Below are 16967 nucleotides of genomic sequence, written 5' to 3'. Positions count from 1 at the left end.
GAGTAGGACCTGTGGGAGCAAAGCTTGCTCGCGAAGGCGGCGGCACATTCGGCATTGATGCAAGTAGACCCACCGCTATCGAGACCCAGCTCGCTCCCACAATGATTTACGTGTCGATTACTGGATTCAGGCATGCCGCTGATTCAGCGTCATATCAACGGATCGTTCCCATAAAGGGTCTGATCAGTCCCTTCTTGGGACTTATTCAAGGCTCAGAGCTTGATAGGTCCCAAAAAGGGATCTATCGTTCCCTTTTTGGGACTCGCGGTGGCCTCCATGAATCAGCTCTCTCTCAGTGATGCTCTATTCACTGCCACCCAGCAGCGAGTCTTGGGCTTGTTGTTCGGTAAGCCGGATCAAAGCTTCTACACCAACGAAATCGCCCGCTGGGCTCAAGTCGGTAAGGGCAGCCTCGTGCGGGAGTTGGAGCGCCTGCAACGCTCTGGTGTGCTCACCATGACGCGTCTGGGCAATCAAACCCATTATCAAGCCAATCCACATTGCCCGATTTACAGCGAACTGTTGGGCATCGTGCAGAAAACTATCGGCATCGCCGAACCGTTGCGCCAGGCGCTGGAACCCTTTTCAGAACAACTGAGCTGGGCGTTCGTCTATGGCTCCATTGCCAAGGGCCAGGCAAACGCATCCAGTGACATAGATCTCATGCTGATCGGCGAAGGCCTGCACTACAGTGAAGTGATGGAGCGGCTCATGCCCTTGGAAGAGCAGCTGGGTCGCCCCCTCAACCCTACGCTCTACACGCCCCAGGACTGGGCTGCGAAATTTGCGGCTGGCAACAGTTTCGTGGTGCGGGTAGCGCAACAGGACAAGATCAATTTGCTGGGTGAAGACCCTTTGGAGTCCAAGGATGGGCAAGCACGAAAACCTGAAGAATCTGTTAAATAGCGGCGGCCTGAAAGCCGAACCGCCTGATCGTCAGGAATGTGAAGGCTTGATGCGTTCTGCAGTGGATCGCCTGAAGGACGCACAAACAACTTCCCTCTCATTTGCCAGCCGGTTCGACCTGGCCTACAACGCCGCCCATGCCGCAGCGCTCACGGCGCTACGCTTGAGCGGCTATCGTTCGGACAAGCGTTATCTGGTCTTTCAATGTCTGGTCCACACCGCAGACGCTAGTAAAGTGCAGGTCCGGTTATTCGCGCTGTGCCATGAGCGGCGCAACCTTGCCGAGTACGAGGGGTATATGAATGAAGATGATGCACTGCTTACCCAGCTGATTGAGAGTGCGGTAGAACTGCTCGAACGGGTCCGGCAATTGATGAGTATGAGTTGACCCGTTGCGGTCGCCGCAAACTTCCAATCCAACCCGTTCCCCTGTGGGAGCGAGCTTGCTCGCGATAGCGGCAGAACAGGTCAGCATTGACGTTGCCTGACACTCCGCCATCGCGAGCAAGCTCGCTCCCACAGGGGGTGTTACAGCTTTCCGCAGATTAGGACACCATCTTGACCCTGATGTTATCGATTTCAAATTCGTAGAGCGTTCCGGCATGGTCCTTACCGACACGCAGGCCTAGCAGCATCTCTCGATTGTTAGGGGTGAAGGGAAAAGCAAACGTTTCTGAATCCTGCCACTCTTCGCCAGGTGTGCCAGGATGTACCAATGTGCCGGCCCAAATCTGATGCTTATCGTTGGTCATCGCAATCTGAATATAGTGAAGCACTTCCTGTTTGAAGCGGTAACGGTAAGTTACTAGAAACATGTTCCCCATCAACCTGGGATCGATATTAAAGATCTTGCGCAGACTTGGTTTGAACATAGAAATTTCACGCCCCTCGATTTTTCCAGACCAGAAACTGTTCTCGCCTTCAGTCACAACTCTTGCGTCGACTGCCCCATCGCCATCAACCCACTTGTTCCTGTCTTCCCTATCGAATGTGGTGAGATCTTCGTATTCCATAAACGCCTCCAAAATATTGTGTGAGGTTACAGGCGCATCGACCTTGTTCCTGGAAAGCGAGCATTGAGGATCGCTGCACAGCTTATTCAGCCCTGCAAACGGCAAATCAGATACTGTCAGGGCTGACAGGTCCGATCGGTTATGCGACGGATGGTTTTGCATTGGATGGGCTGATTCCAACCCGGACAACCATTACGCCAACCGTAACGATCCACCACCGAGCTTGATTGATGCCCTCGCCACAACACTCCTAATGTGGCCTCCACGACAGCGAACCCGTGGAGTGGTCATGACAACAACAATATCCCCCGACTCGCGCTGGACGCGGCGGCGTTGCGAAAAGCAGCGGCGTCTCGAGCTGGTGAAGGGGCTTGCCGACGGTGTGGTGTTGCCCACCGACAAGATCGTTGCGGCGCTGGAGGCGTTGATCCTGCCGGGCGATCGCGTGGTGCTGGAAGGCAATAACCAGAAGCAGGCGGATTTCCTGTCACGCTCTCTGGCCAAAGTCGACCCGGCGAAGCTGCACGACCTGCACATGATCATGCCCAGCGTCGGCCGCTCCGAACATCTGGACCTGTTCGAACGCGGCATTGCCCGCAAGCTGGATTTTTCCTTCGCCGGCACCCAGAGCCTGCGCATCAGCCAGTTGCTCGAAGACGGTCTGCTGGAAGTCGGCGCGATCCACACCTACATCGAGCTCTATGCCCGGTTGGTGGTGGACCTGATTCCCAACGTGGTGCTCTCGGCCGGGTTCATGGCCGACCGTGCCGGCAATATCTACACCGGCCCCAGCACCGAAGATACCCCCGCGCTGATCGAGCCGGCGGCCTTCAGCGATGGCATCGTCATCGTCCAGGTCAACCAATTGGTGGACGATGTCAGCGACCTGCCACGGGTTGATATCCCGGCGTCCTGGGTCGATTTCGTGGTGGTGGCCGACAAGCCCTTCTACATCGAACCGTTGTTCACTCGCGACCCGCGCCACATCAAGCCGGTGCATGTATTGATGGCGATGATGGCCATCCGCGGGATCTACGAAAAACACAATGTCCAGTCCCTCAATCACGGCATCGGGTTCAACACCGCCGCCATCGAGCTGATCCTGCCGACCTACGGCGAGTCCCTCGGCCTGAAGGGCAAGATCTGCCGTAACTGGACCCTCAATCCCCATCCGACCCTGATTCCGGCCATCGAAAGCGGCTGGGTCGAAAGCGTGCATTGCTTTGGCACCGAACTGGGCATGGAAAACTACATCGCCGCGCGGCCGGACGTGTTCTTCACCGGTCATGACGGCTCGCTGCGCTCCAACCGCATGGTCTGCCAACTGGCCGGGCAATACGCGGTGGACCTGTTCATCGGCGCCACTTTGCAGGTGGACGGTGACGGACATTCCTCGACGGTGACCCGTGGCCGACTGGCCGGTTTCGGCGGTGCGCCGAACATGGGCCACGACCCGCGGGGGCGCCGTCACGGCACGCCGGCCTGGCTCGACATGCGCCACGGCGATGGTGAGGCGCCGCTGCTTGAGCGCGGCAAGAAACTGGTGGTGCAGATGGTCGAGACCTTCCAGGAGGGCGGCAAACCCACCTTCGTCGAAACCCTCGACGCGGTGGAGGTGGCGAAAAAAGCCGGCATGCCCCTGGCACCGATCATGATCTACGGCGACGACGTCACCCATTTGCTCACCGAAGAAGGCATCGCCTACCTGTACAAGGCCCGCTCGCTGGAAGAGCGTCAGGCAATGATCGCGGCCGTGGCCGGGGTCACTGCCATCGGTTTGCGCCATAACCCGAAAGACACTGCCCGTATGCGCCGCGAAGGCTTGATTGCCCTGCCTGAAGACCTCGGCATTCGTCGCACCGATGCCACCCGCGAGTTGCTCGCCGCCAAGAGCGTGGCCGATCTGGTGGAGTGGTCCGGTGGTCTCTACAACCCGCCCGCCAAGTTCAGGAGTTGGTAAATGCACGCCTTCAACCTGCAACCGAAAAAATTGTCCTTGGCCGAGCGCTTGGCGGACATGGCCGTGGACGCGCTGATCGACGAAGCCGACCTGTCACCCAAGCCGGCCCTGGTGGATCGGCGCGGCAATGGCGCCCACACTGATCTGCACTTGGGGCTGATGCACGCTTCGGCGCTGTCGCTGTGGCCGGCATTCAAGGAAATGGCCGACGCCGCCCTTGAATGCGGCGAGATCGGCCTGCCGTTGCGCGAAGCCCTTGGGCGGATCGGCCGTGAGGGGGAAGCGGCGATGCTCGCTACCACCGATGGTGTGAACACCCACCGTGGCGCGATCTGGGCGTTGGGGTTGTTGGTGGCTGCGGCCGCGCTGGAACCTGAATCCAGCGTCGCCAGCGCCGTCACTTTACGTGCCGCCCGCCTGGCCTTGCTCAACGATCGCTACGCCCCCAAACCTTTCAGCCATGGCGCTCAAGTGGCCCAACGCTACGGCGTGCGCGGTGCCCGGGAAGAAGCGCAACTGGCATTCCCGGCCGTCACCGGCCTGGGCCTGCCACAACTCAAGCGCAGTCGCGCGGCGGGGGCGGGAGAACAGAACGCGCGGCTCGATGCCTTGTTGGCGATCATGACGACGTTGGCCGACACCTGCGTGCTCTACCGCGCCGGTGAGCCGGGTTTGCAGGCCATGCAGCACGGTGCCAGAGCGGTGCTCGACGCTGGTGGCAGTGCCAGCCTGGGCGGTCGTCGCCAGTTGCATGCGCTGGACCAACAACTGATTGCCATGAACGCCTCGCCCGGCGGCGCTGCTGACTTGCTCGCCGCCTGCCTGTTCCTCGACCGTATCGAGCGCGGCGATGGCCTCTTCCCAGGAGTGTGCTGATGCAAACCTTATCCTTTGAATTTCCCGCCGGGCAGCCGCCACGGGGCCGGGCGCTGGTGGGCTGTGTCGGCTCGGGCGACCTGGAAGTGCTGATCGAGCCGGGCCTGGCGGGCAAGTTGACCATTCAGGTGCAGACCTCGGTCAACGGCAGTGAACAACGCTGGCAACACCTGTTCGCCCGCATGTTCGACGGCCAGATGCCGCCGGCCCTGGCGATCGACATCCACGATTTCGGCGCCACCCCCGGGGTGGTGCGTTTGCGCCTGGAACAGGGCTTCGAGGAGATCGGCCATGACTGACAGCGCCGCGTTGCTCAACAAACACAGCTTCGTCGAGCTGGGTGCCCGGCAACGGGCCAAGGCCCTGCTGGATAACGGTTCGTTCCGTGAACTGCTCGACCCCTTTCAGCGAGTCATGTCGCCGTGGCTGCTGCGCCAGGGCGTGGTGCCGCAAAGCGACGACGGTGTGGTGATCGCCAAGGGTTTGCTTGCTGGCCTGCCGGTGGTGATCGCGGCCATCGAAGGTGCGTTCCAGGGCGGCAGCCTTGGCGAAGTCGGGGGGGCGAAGATCGCCGGCGCGCTGGAGCTGGCCGCTGAAGACAACCGCAAGGGCATCCCGACCCGCGCCGTGTTGCTGCTGGAAACCGGCGGCGTGCGTCTGCAAGAGGCCAATCTGGGGCTGGCGGCGATTGCCGAGATTCATTCGGCGATTGTCGACTTGCGCCAGTACCAGCCCGTCATCGGCGTGGTGGCCGGCAGCGTCGGTTGTTTTGGCGGCATGTCCATCGCCGCTGGGCTGTGCAGCTATCTGCTGGTGACCCAGGAAGCGCGACTGGGCCTGAACGGGCCGCAAGTGATCGAGCAGGAAGCCGGGATCGACGAATACGATTCCCGTGATCGGCCGTTCATCTGGAGCCTGACCGGCGGTGAGCAACGCTTCGCCACCGGGTTGGTGGACCGCTATGTGGCTGATGACGTGGCGCAGATCCGCGAGCAAGTCAGCCAGTTGTTGCAGTTGGGTGTACCCGCCGAGCACCGCAGCGGTCAGGCCGAGGTATTCCTGCAACGTTTGGCCCGACTGGACACTGAAGTGCAAATCGAACCGGCCGCGGTTCGCCAGCTGTATCAGGGAGAACGCCCATGAATTCGTATTCGTTGAGAGGCTTGCGCTGGTTCGCGGCTCTGAGCGACGGCGCCACGCCGTTGGCAGGACTGCCCGCTTCGCTGAAAGTGGCCGACGTCACACTGGGCCAGCAAAACGTGCGGCTGTTGGCCGTCGTGGCCGATCCCGATAGCCGTTTCCCTCGTGCCCGCAACGGCGAAGTCGGTTTGCTGGAAGGCTGGGGCTTGGCCAAGGCCGTGGATGAGGCTATTGACGCCGACCGTGATGCGTCCAGCAAGCGCGCGCTGATTGCCATCGTCGATGTGCCGAGCCAGGCCTACGGTCGTCGCGAAGAAGCCCTGGGCATTCATCAGGCCCTGGCCGGTGCCGCAGACAGCTATGCGCGAGCGCGGCTGGCGGGGCATCCGGTGATTGGTTTGCTGGTGGGCAAGGCGATGTCCGGGGCGTTCCTGGCCCACGGTTATCAGGCCAACCGGTTGATCGCCTTGCGTGATCCGGGCGTGATGGTCCACGCCATGGGCAAGGCCTCGGCGGCGCGGGTGACCCTGCGCAGTGTCGAAGAGCTTGAGGCCCTGGCCGCCAGCGTGCCGCCGATGGCCTACGACATCGACAGTTTCGCCAGCCTCGGTTTGCTCTGGGAAACCCTGTCGGTGGAGCAGATCGAACAGCCAAACGCGGCGGATCTGGCACGGGTCAGGGATTGTCTGCAACAGGCGATCAACGAAGTGGCAGGTGCGCCTCGGGACCTGAGCAGCCGTCTCGGGGCGACGCATCGTGCGGCTTCCAGCACCGTTCGCCAATTGTTGAGAGCGCAGTGGTGAGCACCTTCCTGGCCCACGACCTGCTATGGGGAATGACTCCACAGGCGTTGCCTGCGGATGCGCCGGCGTGGGTCATTGAGTCCTTGAGCCTTGAGCAGCCGGTGGTGGTGCGGCGAGCGATCACCGCGCCGGGACACATTGCCGTGGGCGTGCGAGGCGTCTCGCGGGAACAGCGTTACGCCACGTCGATGCCGGTGGCGGCGATCCAGCGCCGGGTGCGCCCGGAGGACCTTTGCCATGTCGCATTGCGGCGTGACTTGCCGGCGTTGCAGGCGCTCGCTCAAGTGCGGCCAATGCTGGATGCCAGCGGCTGGATCTGGGGCGTCAGCGGCAGCGCCGGATTTGAACTGGCCAGTGGCATCGAGGCGCTGCATGCACGCAGCGATCTGGACTTGATCCTGCGCACACCGGATCCGCTGGATCGTATCCAGGCCAGGGATTTGTTGGCGCAACTGGACGGTTCGACGTGCGCCGTGGACATGCAACTGCAAACCCCCTTCGGCGCCGTCGCCCTGCGCGAGTGGGCCGGCTCGGCGCGGCGGGTATTGCTCAAGGATAATCTTCAGGCGCGTCTGGTGACCGATCCATGGCAACCGGCGCTGGAGCAAGTGGCGTGAGCAGCCTTTTGGTATTCCCCGGCCAGGGTGCGCAGCGAGCGGGCATGCTCCAGGGCGTGTCGCCGCAACTGCTGGAACTGGCCTGTGAAGTGCTCGGCGAAAACGTACGACAGCTGGACAGCACCGAGGCGTTGCAATCGACCCGAGCCGTACAACTGTGTCTGTTGATCGCGGGTGTCGCGGCGGCCCGGCAATTGTTGGAACAGGCACCTGTGCCGGATTACGTCGCGGGCCTGTCCATCGGCGCGTACCCGGCGGCGGTGGTGGCTGGTGCGCTGGGGTTCGATGATGCATTGCGCCTGGTCAGCCTGCGTGGCGAACTGATGCAGCAGGCGTATCCGCGAGGCTACGGCATGACGGCGATCATCGGCCTTGATCTGGCGACAGTGGAGGCGTTGCTCGCGCAGGTACACAGCGCCATGACGCCGGTTTACCTGGCCAACATCAATGCCGATAACCAGGTGGTCATCGCTGGCAGTGACGAGGCCATGGCCAGCGTTGCCGAGAGAGCACGCCGCCAGGGCGCCGCGAAAGCGTGTCGGCTGGCGGTGAGCGTACCGTCCCACTGCCCGTTGCTGGAGGTCCCGGCCCGGGCGTTGGCCCAGGTGTTTGCCGACGTGTCGTTGAAAGCGCCCGTTTTGGGTTATCTGAGCGGCAGTCGTGCCCGGCCCGTGGTGAACACCGACGCCTTGCGTGAGGACCTGGCCTTCAACATGTGCCGCGTGGTGGATTGGCGCGGCACCGTGCAAAGCGCCTACGAGCGAGGCGTGCGGTTACAGATCGAACTGCCACCCGGTGCGGTTTTGACGGGACTGGCGCGTCGGGTGTTCGAGCAGGGCACCGTCATTGCCTTCGACGGTGCGCGCCTGGACACCTTGCAGACGCTGCTCAGAGAGGAGGGACGCCGCCGACCCTAAACCACCGACTCAAGCTGGCGAAGCACAAAAACAACAACTTCGACGATGCACTTTGAGGACTACAACAATGATTATTTACGGTGTGGCGTTTTTGGCCTTTTGTACCCTGGCGGGTATTTTCATCGGTGAGCTGCTGGGCAAACTGATCGGCGTGCCGGCCAACGTCGGCGGTGTCGGCATTGCGATGCTGCTGTTGATCGGCCTGGGCAGTTACCTGAGCAAACGCGGCCTGTTCAAGGGCAAGTCCGAAGCCGGCGTGGAATTCTGGAGTGCGATCTACATTCCTATCGTGGTCGCGATGGCGGCCCAGCAAAACGTCTATGGCGCGCTCAAGGGCGGGCCAATGGCGATTCTGGCTGGGACCCTGGCGGTGGTGATTGCCTTTGCGATGGTGCCGGTGCTGGTGCGCATCGGCAACAAAGGGCCTGAAACCGATGTTTCCGCCAAGACAGTCGGGTGATTGCCATGTACGAATCAATGATGAAAGTGATCACCGGCTACGGTCTGCTCAGTGGCTTTGCGATTGTCGGCATCACCATGTGGGTGTCGTATTGGATCAGCGACACGTTCACCAAGGGCCGCCTGCACGGTTCGGCCATCGCGATTCTCCTGGGGTTGGTGCTGTCGTACATCGGCGGTGCGATGACCGGCGGGCAGAAGGGTGTAGTAGACATTCCGCTGCTCTCGGGCATCGGCTTGCTGGGCGGCGCCATGCTGCGTGACTTCGCCATTGTCGCCACGGCGTTTGGGGTGAGTGTCGAGGAACTCAAGCGCGCCGGGTTCGTCGGGGTGCTGGCGTTGTTCGTCGGGGTGGCCACCTCGTTCATCGCCGGTGTCGGAGTGGCGATGGCCTTCGGTTACACCGACGCGGTGAGCCTGACCACCATCGGCGCCGGAGCGGTGACCTACATCGTCGGGCCGGTCACTGGCGCGGCGATCGGTGCCAGTTCCGAGGTAATGGCGCTGTCCATCGCCGCCGGTTTGATCAAGGCGATCCTGGTGATGGTGGCGACGCCGTTCGTGGCACCTTTTATTGGCCTTAACAATCCGCGCAGTGCGGTGATCTTTGGCGGGTTGATGGGCACTTCCAGCGGCGTGGCCGGCGGCCTGGCGGCCACCGATCCGAAACTGGTGCCGTATGGTTGCCTGACGGCGGCGTTCTACACGGCGCTCGGGTGCTTGCTCGGGCCTTCGCTGTTGTATCTGATCATGCGGGGGTTGTTGGGCTAAGGCTTTGAATTTTCGCTGAGCGGGCTGTCCTCATCGCGAGCAGGCTCGCTCCCACATTGGATCGGTGTTCACCATCCCGTGTGGGAGCGAGCCTGCTCGCGATGAAGGCGACTGGGTCTCAAGCCTGGCGATTGGCATACATCCGGCACTCCGCCAGCAACGCCAGCAAATTCGGATCGCGCTCCTTGGCCTTCAGGAATACCACGCCGATGTGCTGCTGCAGCCGATACTTTTCCTGCAACGGGATCAGTTTCACCCGGTTTTCATACACCGCCGCAATCCGTCCCGGCAGCAAGGCATAACCGACCCCGGAGCTGACCATGCTCAGCAGGGTGAAGATGTCGTTGACCTGCATCGCCACCTTCGGCTCGAACCCCGCCTGCTTGAACACTCGATTACCATCCTGATGGGTGGCGAAGCCCTGGGTGAGGGTGATGAAGGTTTCGTTGCACACTTCGGCCAAGTCCACTTCACTGCGTTGGGCGAAGGCGGAATCGGCTGGCGTGGCGAGAAAAATGTCGTCTGAAAACAGCTCGATATGCTCGCAGTCAGGGTCGTTCACGCTGTCGTCCAGGGAGATCAGGATGGCGTCCACCTCCATGTTCTTGAGCTTGTACAGCAGGTCGATGTTCGAGCCCAGGATCAGGTCGATGTTCAGTTCGCTGCGGCGGATTTTCAGGCCCATGATCAACTGCGGCACGGTCTTGACCGTCAGTGAATACAGCGAGCCGAGCTTGAACCGCTCCGCGGAAAACCCGGCGGCTTCACGGGTCAGGCGCACGCTTTCGATCACGTCCTGAATCAGCTTCTGTGTGCGTTCTTCCAGCACGTAAGCGCTTTCCAGGGGGGTGAGGTTGCGGCCCTCGTGCTTGAACAACGGGCAACGCAAGGCGCTTTCCAACGAGTGAATGGCCCGGTGTACGCTGACGTTGCTGGTCTGCAACTCGGCCGCCGCCCGCGCAAGATTGCCGGTGCGCATGAACGCCAGGAACACCTCGAGTTTTTTCAGGGTCAATTCTTCGTCGATCAGCATGGGGTGGACTCTTATTCGTATCGCCCGATTGTGCCCCAATCGGTAGGAGGATGTTGATCTGTGGGAGCAAAGCTTGCTCGCGATGCAGGCGACTAGGCTCCTGAGGCACCGCGTTATCTTCATCGCGGGCAAGCCTTGCTCCCACAGAGAGCTAAACATTGCACTTTGTAGCGCCAAGCCTGAGCCTTGGCGTCTGTTTTGGAATGTGAGGTGGGACTGGATGTATCACGGAGAGCGACTCAACGCCTGGACCCACCTGGTCGGGGCGGTGGCGGCTTTTATCGGGGCGGTGTGGTTGCTGGTAATTGCCGGGATGACGGGCGATGCGTGGAAAATCGTCAGCGTGGCGATCTACGGTTTCACCTTGCTGGTGCTGTACAGCGCTTCGACGGTTTACCACAGTGTGCGCGGGCGCAAGAAAGCAATCATGCAGAAGGTCGATCACTTTTCGATCTATCTGCTGATCGCCGGCAGCTATACGCCGTTCTGCCTGGTCACCCTGCGCGGGCCGTGGGGCTGGACCTTGTTCGGGATTGTCTGGGGGCTGGCGCTGATCGGGATCTTGCAGGAGATCAAGCCGCGCTCTGAAGCACGAATCCTGTCGATCGTGATCTACGCGGTGATGGGCTGGATCGTGCTGGTGGCGGTCAAACCGTTATTGGCCGCCTTGGGCAGCGCCGGCTTTGCCTGGCTGGCTTCGGGTGGTGTGTTGTACACCGTCGGCATTGTCTTTTTCGCGCTGGACCATCGGTTGCGGCACGCCCATGGCATCTGGCATCTGTTCGTGATCGCCGGCAGTTTGCTGCATTTTGTGGCGATCTTGTTCTATGTGCTCTAGCTCATAACCACCGCTGGTCCTGTGGGAGGGAGCAGGCTCGCTCCCACACGGCTTCTTCATTCGACTTTAGAAATCCCCCCACAGCTGCTGTGCCACGGCCAGTGCCACCACCGGTGCGGTTTCAGTGCGCAGCACGCGCGGGCCGAGGCGGGCGGCGTGGTAGCCGGCGGTCCCGGCTTGTGCCACTTCGGCATCCGACAAACCGCCTTCGGGGCCGATCAGGAAGGCCAGGCTCGACGGTCTGGCATGGCTGACCAGCGGCTCGGCCACCGGGTGCAGCACCAGTTTCAGTTCGGCGTCGGTTTGCTTCAGCCAGTCGGCCAGTAGCAGCGGCGGGTGGATCACCGGCACGGTGGAGCGCCCGCACTGCTCGCAAGCGCTGATCGCCACCTGGCGCCAGTGCAACAGGCGTTTGTCGGCGCGTTCGTCCTTGAGGCGCACTTCGCAGCGCTCGCTGAAAATCGGCGTGATCTCGTTGACGCCCAGTTCGGTAGCTTTCTGGATCGCCCAGTCCATGCGCTCGCCCCGGGACAGGCCCTGACCGAGGTGGATGCGCAAGGGCGATTCAACCTGCCCGGCGAATTGTTCGTTCAACTGCACAAGCACGCGTTTTTTGCCGACTTCGGCCAGGGTGCCGCGAAACTCCTGGCCAGAGCCGTCGAACACCTGCACCGCATCGCCCTCGGCCATGCGCAGCACCCGACCGATGTAGTGGGCCTGGGCTTCGGGCAGTTCGTGAGCGCCGAGGCTGAGGGGGGCGTCGATGAAGAAGCGGGACAGTCTCATGTTTTTTCTCTACTGAATCTGAATTCGGCATTGCTGGTTGAGCGAGCGCTTTTGTGGCGAGGGAGCTTGCTCCCGCTGGGCTGCGAAGCGGCCCCTTTTTTTTTGCGATTGCTGCGCAATCGAGCGGGAGCAAGCTCCCTCGCCACAGAGAAACGGAACGTCAGCCCGGATCGCGATAGCCCGGATGAAAATCCTTCGGCACCGCCACGCTGACCTTGTCCCGGGTGGCGATGTCGATGCCCTCGCTGGCCACTTCAGCCAGGAAGTCGATTTGCTCGGGGGTGATGACATACGGCGGCAGGAAATACACCACGCTGCCCAGCGGCCGCAGCAATGCGCCGCGCTCCAGAGCATGCTGGAACACCGTCAGGCCGCGACGTTCCTGCCATGGGTAAGCGGTCTTGCTCGCCTTGTCCTTGACCATCTCGATGGCCAGGACCATGCCGGTCTGGCGCACTTCGGCCACGTTCGGGTGATCGGCCAGGTGCGCGGTGGCGCTTGCCATGTGTTGGGCGAGGGCCTTGTTGTTTTCGATGACGTTGTCTTCTTCGAAGATATCCAGCGTCGCCAGGGCCGCCGCGCAGGCCAACGGGTTGCCCGTGTAGCTGTGCGAATGCAGGAAGGCGCGCAGGGTCGGGTAGTCGTCGTAGAACGCGCTGTAGACCTCATCGGTCGTCACGCACGCCGCCAGCGGCAGGTAGCCGCCGGTCAGGGCCTTGGATAGGCAGAGGAAGTCCGGGGTGATACCGGCCTGTTCACAGGCGAACATCGTGCCGGTGCGGCCGAAGCCGACGGCGATTTCGTCGTGGATCAGGTGCACGCCATAGCGGTCGCAAGCCTCGCGCAGCAGTTTCAGGTACACCGGGTGATACATGCGCATGCCACCGGCGCCCTGGATCAGCGGCTCGACGATTACGGCGGCCACGGTGTCGTGGTGTTCGGCCAAGGTCTGTTCCATGGCCGCGAACAGATTGCGCGAATGCTCTTCCCAGCTCATGCCTTCAGGGCGGAGGTAGCAATCGGGGCTCGGCACTTTGATCGTGTCCAGCAGCAATGCCTTGTAGGTTTCGGTGAACAGCGGCACGTCGCCCACCGACATCGCTGCGATGGTTTCGCCGTGGTAGCTGTTGCTCAGGGTGACGAAGCGCTTCTTGGCCGGCTGGCCACGATTAATCCAGTAGTGAAAGCTCATCTTCATCGCCACTTCGATGCAGGACGAGCCGTTATCGGCGTAGAAACACCGGGTCAGGCCTTCAGGTGTCATCTTCACCAGGCGCTCGGACAGTTCGATCACCGGCTGGTGACTGAAGCCGGCGAGGATCACATGCTCCAGTTGATCGACCTGGTCCTTGATGCGCTGGTTGATCCGCGGGTTGGCATGGCCGAACACGTTGACCCACCAGGAACTGACGGCATCGAGGTAGCGCTTGCCTTCGAAGTCTTCCAGCCACACGCCTTCACCGCGCTTGATCGGGATCAGCGGCAGCTTTTCGTGGTCTTTCATCTGGGTGCAGGGATGCCATAGCACCGCGAGGTCGCGTTGCATCCACTGGTTATTCAGGCCCATATACAGTCTCCTCGAGGCGGCTCGCGGCGGGCGCGGGCAAAACAATCGGGCAAGCCTATGCAATGGCAGCCCCGGGGACAACCCATTGTGTCATTCCTGCTACCTTGAGTAAGGCGATAGACGCCGCTGGCGGCGCTGGGGTGGCTGACGTATTCTTCGCCGTTCTCTGAGCCGTCTGGCTCGAAAAACTGATCGTTCCTGCGTTTTATTCCGGAGTTCGCTGAATGTCTGCTGGTTGGCTGCGCGCCTGTGCGCTGGTGGTGATAGGGCTGTTCAGCGTGTGTGCGCTGGCCAAGGACAAGCAACCGACGGTGATCGTCATCGGCGGCGGCCTGGCGGGGCTCACGGCGGCCTACGAGCTGCAGAACAAAGGCTGGCAGGTAACCCTGCTGGAAGCCAAGCCAAGCCTGGGCGGTCGTTCGGGCATGGCCACCAGTGAATGGATCGGCAACGAAAAAACTCAGCCGGTACTGAACAAGTACATCTCGACCTTCAAGCTGAGCACCACACCGGCCCCGGAATTCGTGCGCACCCCCAGCTATTTGATCGACGGCACCTACCTCACCGCCACTGACCTGGCGACCAAGCAACCGGCCACGGCTGAGGCCCTCAAACGTTACGAAACCACCCTGGACGACCTGGCCCGTTCCATTGAAGACCCACAGAACCCGTCGGCCAACAACACGTTGCACGCCCTGGACCAGATCAGTGTCTCCAACTGGCTCGACCGTCTGCAATTGCCGACCACCGCGCGGCAGTTGGTGAACCAGCAGATCCGCACCCGCTATGACGAGCCGTCGCGGCTGTCGTTGCTGTATTTTGCCCAGCAAACCCGGGTCTACCGTGGTGTGTCCGACCGTGACCTGCGCGCCGCGCGCCTGCTGGGTGGCAGCCCTGTGTTGGCCCAGGCTTTCGTCAAGCAACTGAAAACCATCAAGACCAGCTCGCCCGTCTCGGCCATCTCCCAGGACAAGGACGGCGTTACCGTCAAGGTTGGCAGCGTCGGCTATCAAGCTGACTACGTAGTGCTGGCGGTGCCGTTGCGAGCCCTGAACAAAATCCAGCTGACCCCGGCCCTGGACGCCCGGCATCAGGGCGCGATCAAGGGCACCAACTACGGCTGGCGCGACCAGATCATGCTCAAGTTCAAGACCCCGGTCTGGGACAGCAAGGCGCGCATGTCGGGTGAGATCTACAGCAACACCGGTCTGGGCATGATGTGGATCGAGCCGGCCATGAAGGGCGGCGCCAATGTGGTCATCAATCTGTCCGGCGACAACGCCCGGGTGATGCAGGCCTTTGGTGACAAGCAGATGGCCGATCAGGTGCTGATTCGCTTGCACGCGTTTTACCCGCAGGCCCGGGGTGCTTTCACCGGTTATGAAATTCGCCGCTACAGCACCGACCCGTCCATGGGCGGCGCGTACCTGGCCTTCGGACCGGGCCAGATCAGCAAGTACTGGCGCCTTTGGGAAATGCCGTTGCAGCGCGTAGCCTTTGCCGGCGAACACACCGACACCTTGTACCCGGGCACCCTGGAGGGCGCGTTGCGCAGCGGTCAGCGGGCGGCCAGCCAGGTTGAAGACCTGGCGGCGGGCAAATCGTTTGAACCGGCCAAGGTCGTGCCGGTGGCGGCGGCAGCAGCTGCCGGTGCGGTGGCGGCGAAGAAGGGTAACTTCTTCAGCAACCTGTTTGGTGGCTCGGATGACGACAAGAAGCCGGAGCCGGTCAAGGCTCCGGAGCCGGTAGCGCCTGCTCCAGTGCCGGCACCCGCCCCAGCGCCCGCACCGGTGGCACCATCCGCGCCAGCCCCGGCGAAAGTTGAGCCCGCCAAGAAAGCAACGACCAAACCAGCGGTGAAAAAACCAGCCGCCAAGACCCCGGCCAAAAAAGCCCCGGCCAAGGCTCCGGTGAAAAAGGCCCCGCCGGCGAAGAAGCCGGCAGTCAAACCGACGACGACTACTGAAACCAAGGCTCAGTAACGATCAGGTGGAAAGAACGCGGCTCAAGGGCCGCGTTTTTTATCCAGCATCAAGCGTGCCGGCGGCGCCACTCAAAGCCCGGCGTCGCTTAATAAGCGCTACGTCCTACACGCCTTGGCGATATATCGGAAACTTCCCACCCTTTAACTAGAAGCAGGCTATAGCGCTTACCAAACCAAAAGTCTAGGCTCCTCGAAAAACAGGAGCGCGTATGAAAATACTAATGGCAGTGGTTGTATTGGTTTCGATATATGGATGTGTGTATGGCGAATGCCGGGATCCTTTGACAATTCCGATGATTCCAAAAAGAGATCCGCAGTTAGCACACAAATGCTCCATCGATCCATATAAGCCTGAGTGTTCGGTAAACTAATGCTTCAAGTTTCAGGCTCGTAAACTGGAGTGACCATGAAACCGATAGAAGCTTTGATGTTCTTTATAATGCTCGCCAGTAGAGGCTTTACTGGCGGTCGTATGACGCTTAAAAAATACGACCCTCAATTGGCGTACAGATGCGATATGGATCCACAGGTCCGAGTACCCCATTAAGTAACATTACCTAAGAGAATTTTTAGAGAGGGGGTAACGAAAATGACCACGTATGAATTGGCACGTCCTCAAACAGGATCCTGACCCGCTTCGGCTTCGACATACGTCCCGGAACGAAGCCAAAGCGGGCCCAGCAGAGGTTGCCTGTTCGCATGTCAAAAATGACCAGGTTTCCATCGTCCTGCATGGTCATACAAGTGTTATACCAAAGTGACTTATCAGTACTGTGGGTGCTTTCGGCGATCCACAATCGCCGTCTGGACGGATCATAAAGAAAGCCGCTGTTGCTGACGACGAATTGTAGAGGTTCACGCATTCTCCTTGGATACAACGTGACGCTGTGAGGTTGTTTATCACCAGCGGTCCAGATAATTGCCTCGCGGTCCTTGATTACCAAGTTTCCATCGGCCTGCAATATCAATCGGAACCGCCCATTACTGGATTTTAGGTATTGCCCCGGGGACATCGTTTGATTAGGGGGTAATTGCGGCGAGCCGTTAGCTTTAAAATGGGTATAACGAACAGCCATTTTGTTCACCTTGTTCAATGAGTTGTGGAGCGCTCATTTGATCAAGGGTGAAAGTGAAAATGGCGATAGATATATATTGAATGGAACAAATAGTTGGACGGCGGTGACGGCTCCGGTGCGATCCCCTGTGGAAGCGAACCTGCTCGTGATGAGGTCCATACAGGCCCCAAAGGCTGCCTGATCGCCTCGCCATCACCCACCGTTTCCCCTTTAATCTTTCC

Annotated in this window: 18 protein-coding genes; 13 read left to right on the top strand and 5 right to left on the bottom strand. The window is 60.8% G+C overall.

The annotated features are described in order from the left end of the window. Positions 1-276: 276 nt before the first annotated feature. Both GKKCFE_RS24020 and GKKCFE_RS24015 read left to right on the top strand, forming a co-directional pair. The gene (locus GKKCFE_RS24020; protein WP_445578065.1) at positions 277-906 is read left to right on the top strand and encodes a nucleotidyltransferase domain-containing protein; all 630 of its coding nucleotides are present in this window, start codon (positions 277-279) and stop codon (positions 904-906) included. Then, on the top strand, positions 869-1294 hold the full coding sequence (locus tag GKKCFE_RS24015; protein WP_445577185.1) for a hypothetical protein: 426 nt from the start codon (positions 869-871) through the stop codon (positions 1292-1294). The genes GKKCFE_RS24020 and GKKCFE_RS24015 overlap by 38 nt, the downstream gene beginning before the upstream one ends. A gap of 157 nt (positions 1295-1451) precedes the next feature. On the opposite strand, the gene GKKCFE_RS24010 is transcribed toward GKKCFE_RS24015, so the two are convergent. Next, entirely contained in the window at positions 1452-1919 is a 468-nt protein-coding gene (locus tag GKKCFE_RS24010; protein WP_445577184.1) for a hypothetical protein, read from the bottom strand. Between the two features lie 289 nt (positions 1920-2208). Here GKKCFE_RS24010 and mdcA point away from each other — a divergent pair, with 289 nt between their 5' ends. The 9 genes from mdcA (at position 2209) to madM (ending at position 9462) form a co-directional block, all read left to right on the top strand. Further along, a complete protein-coding gene (mdcA, locus tag GKKCFE_RS24005) occupies positions 2209-3879 on the top strand; it encodes a malonate decarboxylase subunit alpha (protein WP_047226944.1) in 1671 nt (556 codons plus the stop codon). Next, the gene (locus GKKCFE_RS24000; RefSeq protein WP_047226945.1) at positions 3880-4755 is read left to right on the top strand and encodes a triphosphoribosyl-dephospho-CoA synthase; all 876 of its coding nucleotides are present in this window, start codon (positions 3880-3882) and stop codon (positions 4753-4755) included. It begins immediately after the preceding gene. Further along, complete coding sequence (locus tag GKKCFE_RS23995) at positions 4755-5054, top strand: malonate decarboxylase subunit delta (RefSeq protein WP_047226946.1); 300 nt, start codon at positions 4755-4757, stop codon at positions 5052-5054. Before GKKCFE_RS24000 ends, GKKCFE_RS23995 begins: the two co-directional genes overlap by 1 nt. Then, complete coding sequence (locus GKKCFE_RS23990; RefSeq protein ID WP_139048952.1) at positions 5047-5898, top strand: biotin-independent malonate decarboxylase subunit beta; 852 nt, start codon at positions 5047-5049, stop codon at positions 5896-5898. Before GKKCFE_RS23995 ends, GKKCFE_RS23990 begins: the two co-directional genes overlap by 8 nt. Continuing rightward, positions 5895-6698, top strand: coding sequence for a biotin-independent malonate decarboxylase subunit gamma (mdcE, locus tag GKKCFE_RS23985; RefSeq protein ID WP_445577183.1), 804 nt, complete (start codon positions 5895-5897; stop codon positions 6696-6698). The genes GKKCFE_RS23990 and mdcE overlap by 4 nt, the downstream gene beginning before the upstream one ends. Continuing rightward, a complete protein-coding gene (locus GKKCFE_RS23980) occupies positions 6695-7315 on the top strand; it encodes a malonate decarboxylase holo-ACP synthase (RefSeq protein WP_445577182.1) in 621 nt (206 codons plus the stop codon). The genes mdcE and GKKCFE_RS23980 overlap by 4 nt, the downstream gene beginning before the upstream one ends. Next, on the top strand, positions 7312-8232 hold the full coding sequence (mdcH, locus tag GKKCFE_RS23975; RefSeq protein WP_445577181.1) for a malonate decarboxylase subunit epsilon: 921 nt from the start codon (positions 7312-7314) through the stop codon (positions 8230-8232). The genes GKKCFE_RS23980 and mdcH overlap by 4 nt, the downstream gene beginning before the upstream one ends. A 67-nt stretch (positions 8233-8299) precedes the next feature. Beyond that, positions 8300-8692, top strand: a complete 393-nt coding sequence (madL, locus tag GKKCFE_RS23970; RefSeq protein ID WP_047226951.1) for a malonate transporter subunit MadL — start codon at positions 8300-8302, stop codon at positions 8690-8692. 5 nt (positions 8693-8697) lie between these two features. Beyond that, a complete protein-coding gene (gene madM / locus GKKCFE_RS23965; protein ID WP_076386537.1) occupies positions 8698-9462 on the top strand; it encodes a malonate transporter subunit MadM in 765 nt (254 codons plus the stop codon). A 118-nt stretch (positions 9463-9580) separates the two neighbouring features. On the opposite strand, the gene GKKCFE_RS23960 is transcribed toward madM, so the two are convergent. Beyond that, positions 9581-10495: a LysR family transcriptional regulator gene (locus tag GKKCFE_RS23960; RefSeq protein WP_047226952.1), complete on the bottom strand. Its 915-nt coding sequence runs from the start codon at positions 10493-10495 to the stop codon at positions 9581-9583. A gap of 220 nt (positions 10496-10715) precedes the next feature. Between GKKCFE_RS23960 and trhA the strand changes: the two genes are divergently transcribed. Then, a complete protein-coding gene (trhA, locus tag GKKCFE_RS23955) occupies positions 10716-11333 on the top strand; it encodes a PAQR family membrane homeostasis protein TrhA (RefSeq protein WP_047226953.1) in 618 nt (205 codons plus the stop codon). Positions 11334-11399: 66 nt separating this feature from the next. Here the strand turns inward: trhA and GKKCFE_RS23950 are convergent, their stop codons facing one another. Further along, positions 11400-12119, bottom strand: a complete 720-nt coding sequence (locus GKKCFE_RS23950; RefSeq protein WP_047226954.1) for a 16S rRNA (uracil(1498)-N(3))-methyltransferase — start codon at positions 12117-12119, stop codon at positions 11400-11402. Positions 12120-12279: 160 nt separating this feature from the next. Continuing rightward, positions 12280-13686 carry an adenosylmethionine--8-amino-7-oxononanoate transaminase gene (locus GKKCFE_RS23945; RefSeq protein ID WP_445577180.1) on the bottom strand — a complete coding sequence of 469 codons (1407 nt, stop codon included), beginning with the start codon at positions 13684-13686 and terminating at the stop codon, positions 12280-12282. Positions 13687-13910: 224 nt separating this feature from the next. Between GKKCFE_RS23945 and GKKCFE_RS23940 the strand changes: the two genes are divergently transcribed. Further along, positions 13911-15668 carry a flavin monoamine oxidase family protein gene (locus GKKCFE_RS23940; RefSeq protein ID WP_445577179.1) on the top strand — a complete coding sequence of 586 codons (1758 nt, stop codon included), beginning with the start codon at positions 13911-13913 and terminating at the stop codon, positions 15666-15668. Positions 15669-16239: 571 nt separating this feature from the next. Here the strand turns inward: GKKCFE_RS23940 and GKKCFE_RS23935 are convergent. Beyond that, positions 16240-16746, bottom strand: a complete 507-nt coding sequence (locus GKKCFE_RS23935; protein ID WP_047226957.1) for a hypothetical protein — start codon at positions 16744-16746, stop codon at positions 16240-16242. Between the last annotated feature and the right edge of the window lie 221 nt (positions 16747-16967).

Source organism: Pseudomonas sp. E141 (assembly GCF_052659885.1).
Note: the sequence above shows the minus strand (reverse complement) of the source record. Positions and strands in the feature narration are given on the sequence as shown.

Coding starts and splice junctions, on each gene's coding strand:
- GKKCFE_RS24020 (WP_445578065.1), top strand. CDS start 277: ATGAATCAGCTCTCTCTCAGTGATGCTCTATTCACTGCCACCCAGCAG.
- GKKCFE_RS24015 (WP_445577185.1), top strand. CDS start 869: ATGGGCAAGCACGAAAACCTGAAGAATCTGTTAAATAGCGGCGGCCTG.
- GKKCFE_RS24010 (WP_445577184.1), bottom strand. CDS start 1,919: ATGGAATACGAAGATCTCACCACATTCGATAGGGAAGACAGGAACAAG.
- mdcA (WP_047226944.1), top strand. CDS start 2,209: ATGACAACAACAATATCCCCCGACTCGCGCTGGACGCGGCGGCGTTGC.
- GKKCFE_RS24000 (WP_047226945.1), top strand. CDS start 3,880: ATGCACGCCTTCAACCTGCAACCGAAAAAATTGTCCTTGGCCGAGCGC.
- GKKCFE_RS23995 (WP_047226946.1), top strand. CDS start 4,755: ATGCAAACCTTATCCTTTGAATTTCCCGCCGGGCAGCCGCCACGGGGC.
- GKKCFE_RS23990 (WP_139048952.1), top strand. CDS start 5,047: ATGACTGACAGCGCCGCGTTGCTCAACAAACACAGCTTCGTCGAGCTG.
- mdcE (WP_445577183.1), top strand. CDS start 5,895: ATGAATTCGTATTCGTTGAGAGGCTTGCGCTGGTTCGCGGCTCTGAGC.
- madL (WP_047226951.1), top strand. CDS start 8,300: ATGATTATTTACGGTGTGGCGTTTTTGGCCTTTTGTACCCTGGCGGGT.
- madM (WP_076386537.1), top strand. CDS start 8,698: ATGTACGAATCAATGATGAAAGTGATCACCGGCTACGGTCTGCTCAGT.
- GKKCFE_RS23960 (WP_047226952.1), bottom strand. CDS start 10,495: ATGCTGATCGACGAAGAATTGACCCTGAAAAAACTCGAGGTGTTCCTG.
- trhA (WP_047226953.1), top strand. CDS start 10,716: ATGTATCACGGAGAGCGACTCAACGCCTGGACCCACCTGGTCGGGGCG.
- GKKCFE_RS23950 (WP_047226954.1), bottom strand. CDS start 12,119: ATGAGACTGTCCCGCTTCTTCATCGACGCCCCCCTCAGCCTCGGCGCT.
- GKKCFE_RS23945 (WP_445577180.1), bottom strand. CDS start 13,686: ATGGGCCTGAATAACCAGTGGATGCAACGCGACCTCGCGGTGCTATGG.
- GKKCFE_RS23940 (WP_445577179.1), top strand. CDS start 13,911: ATGTCTGCTGGTTGGCTGCGCGCCTGTGCGCTGGTGGTGATAGGGCTG.
- GKKCFE_RS23935 (WP_047226957.1), bottom strand. CDS start 16,746: ATGGCTGTTCGTTATACCCATTTTAAAGCTAACGGCTCGCCGCAATTA.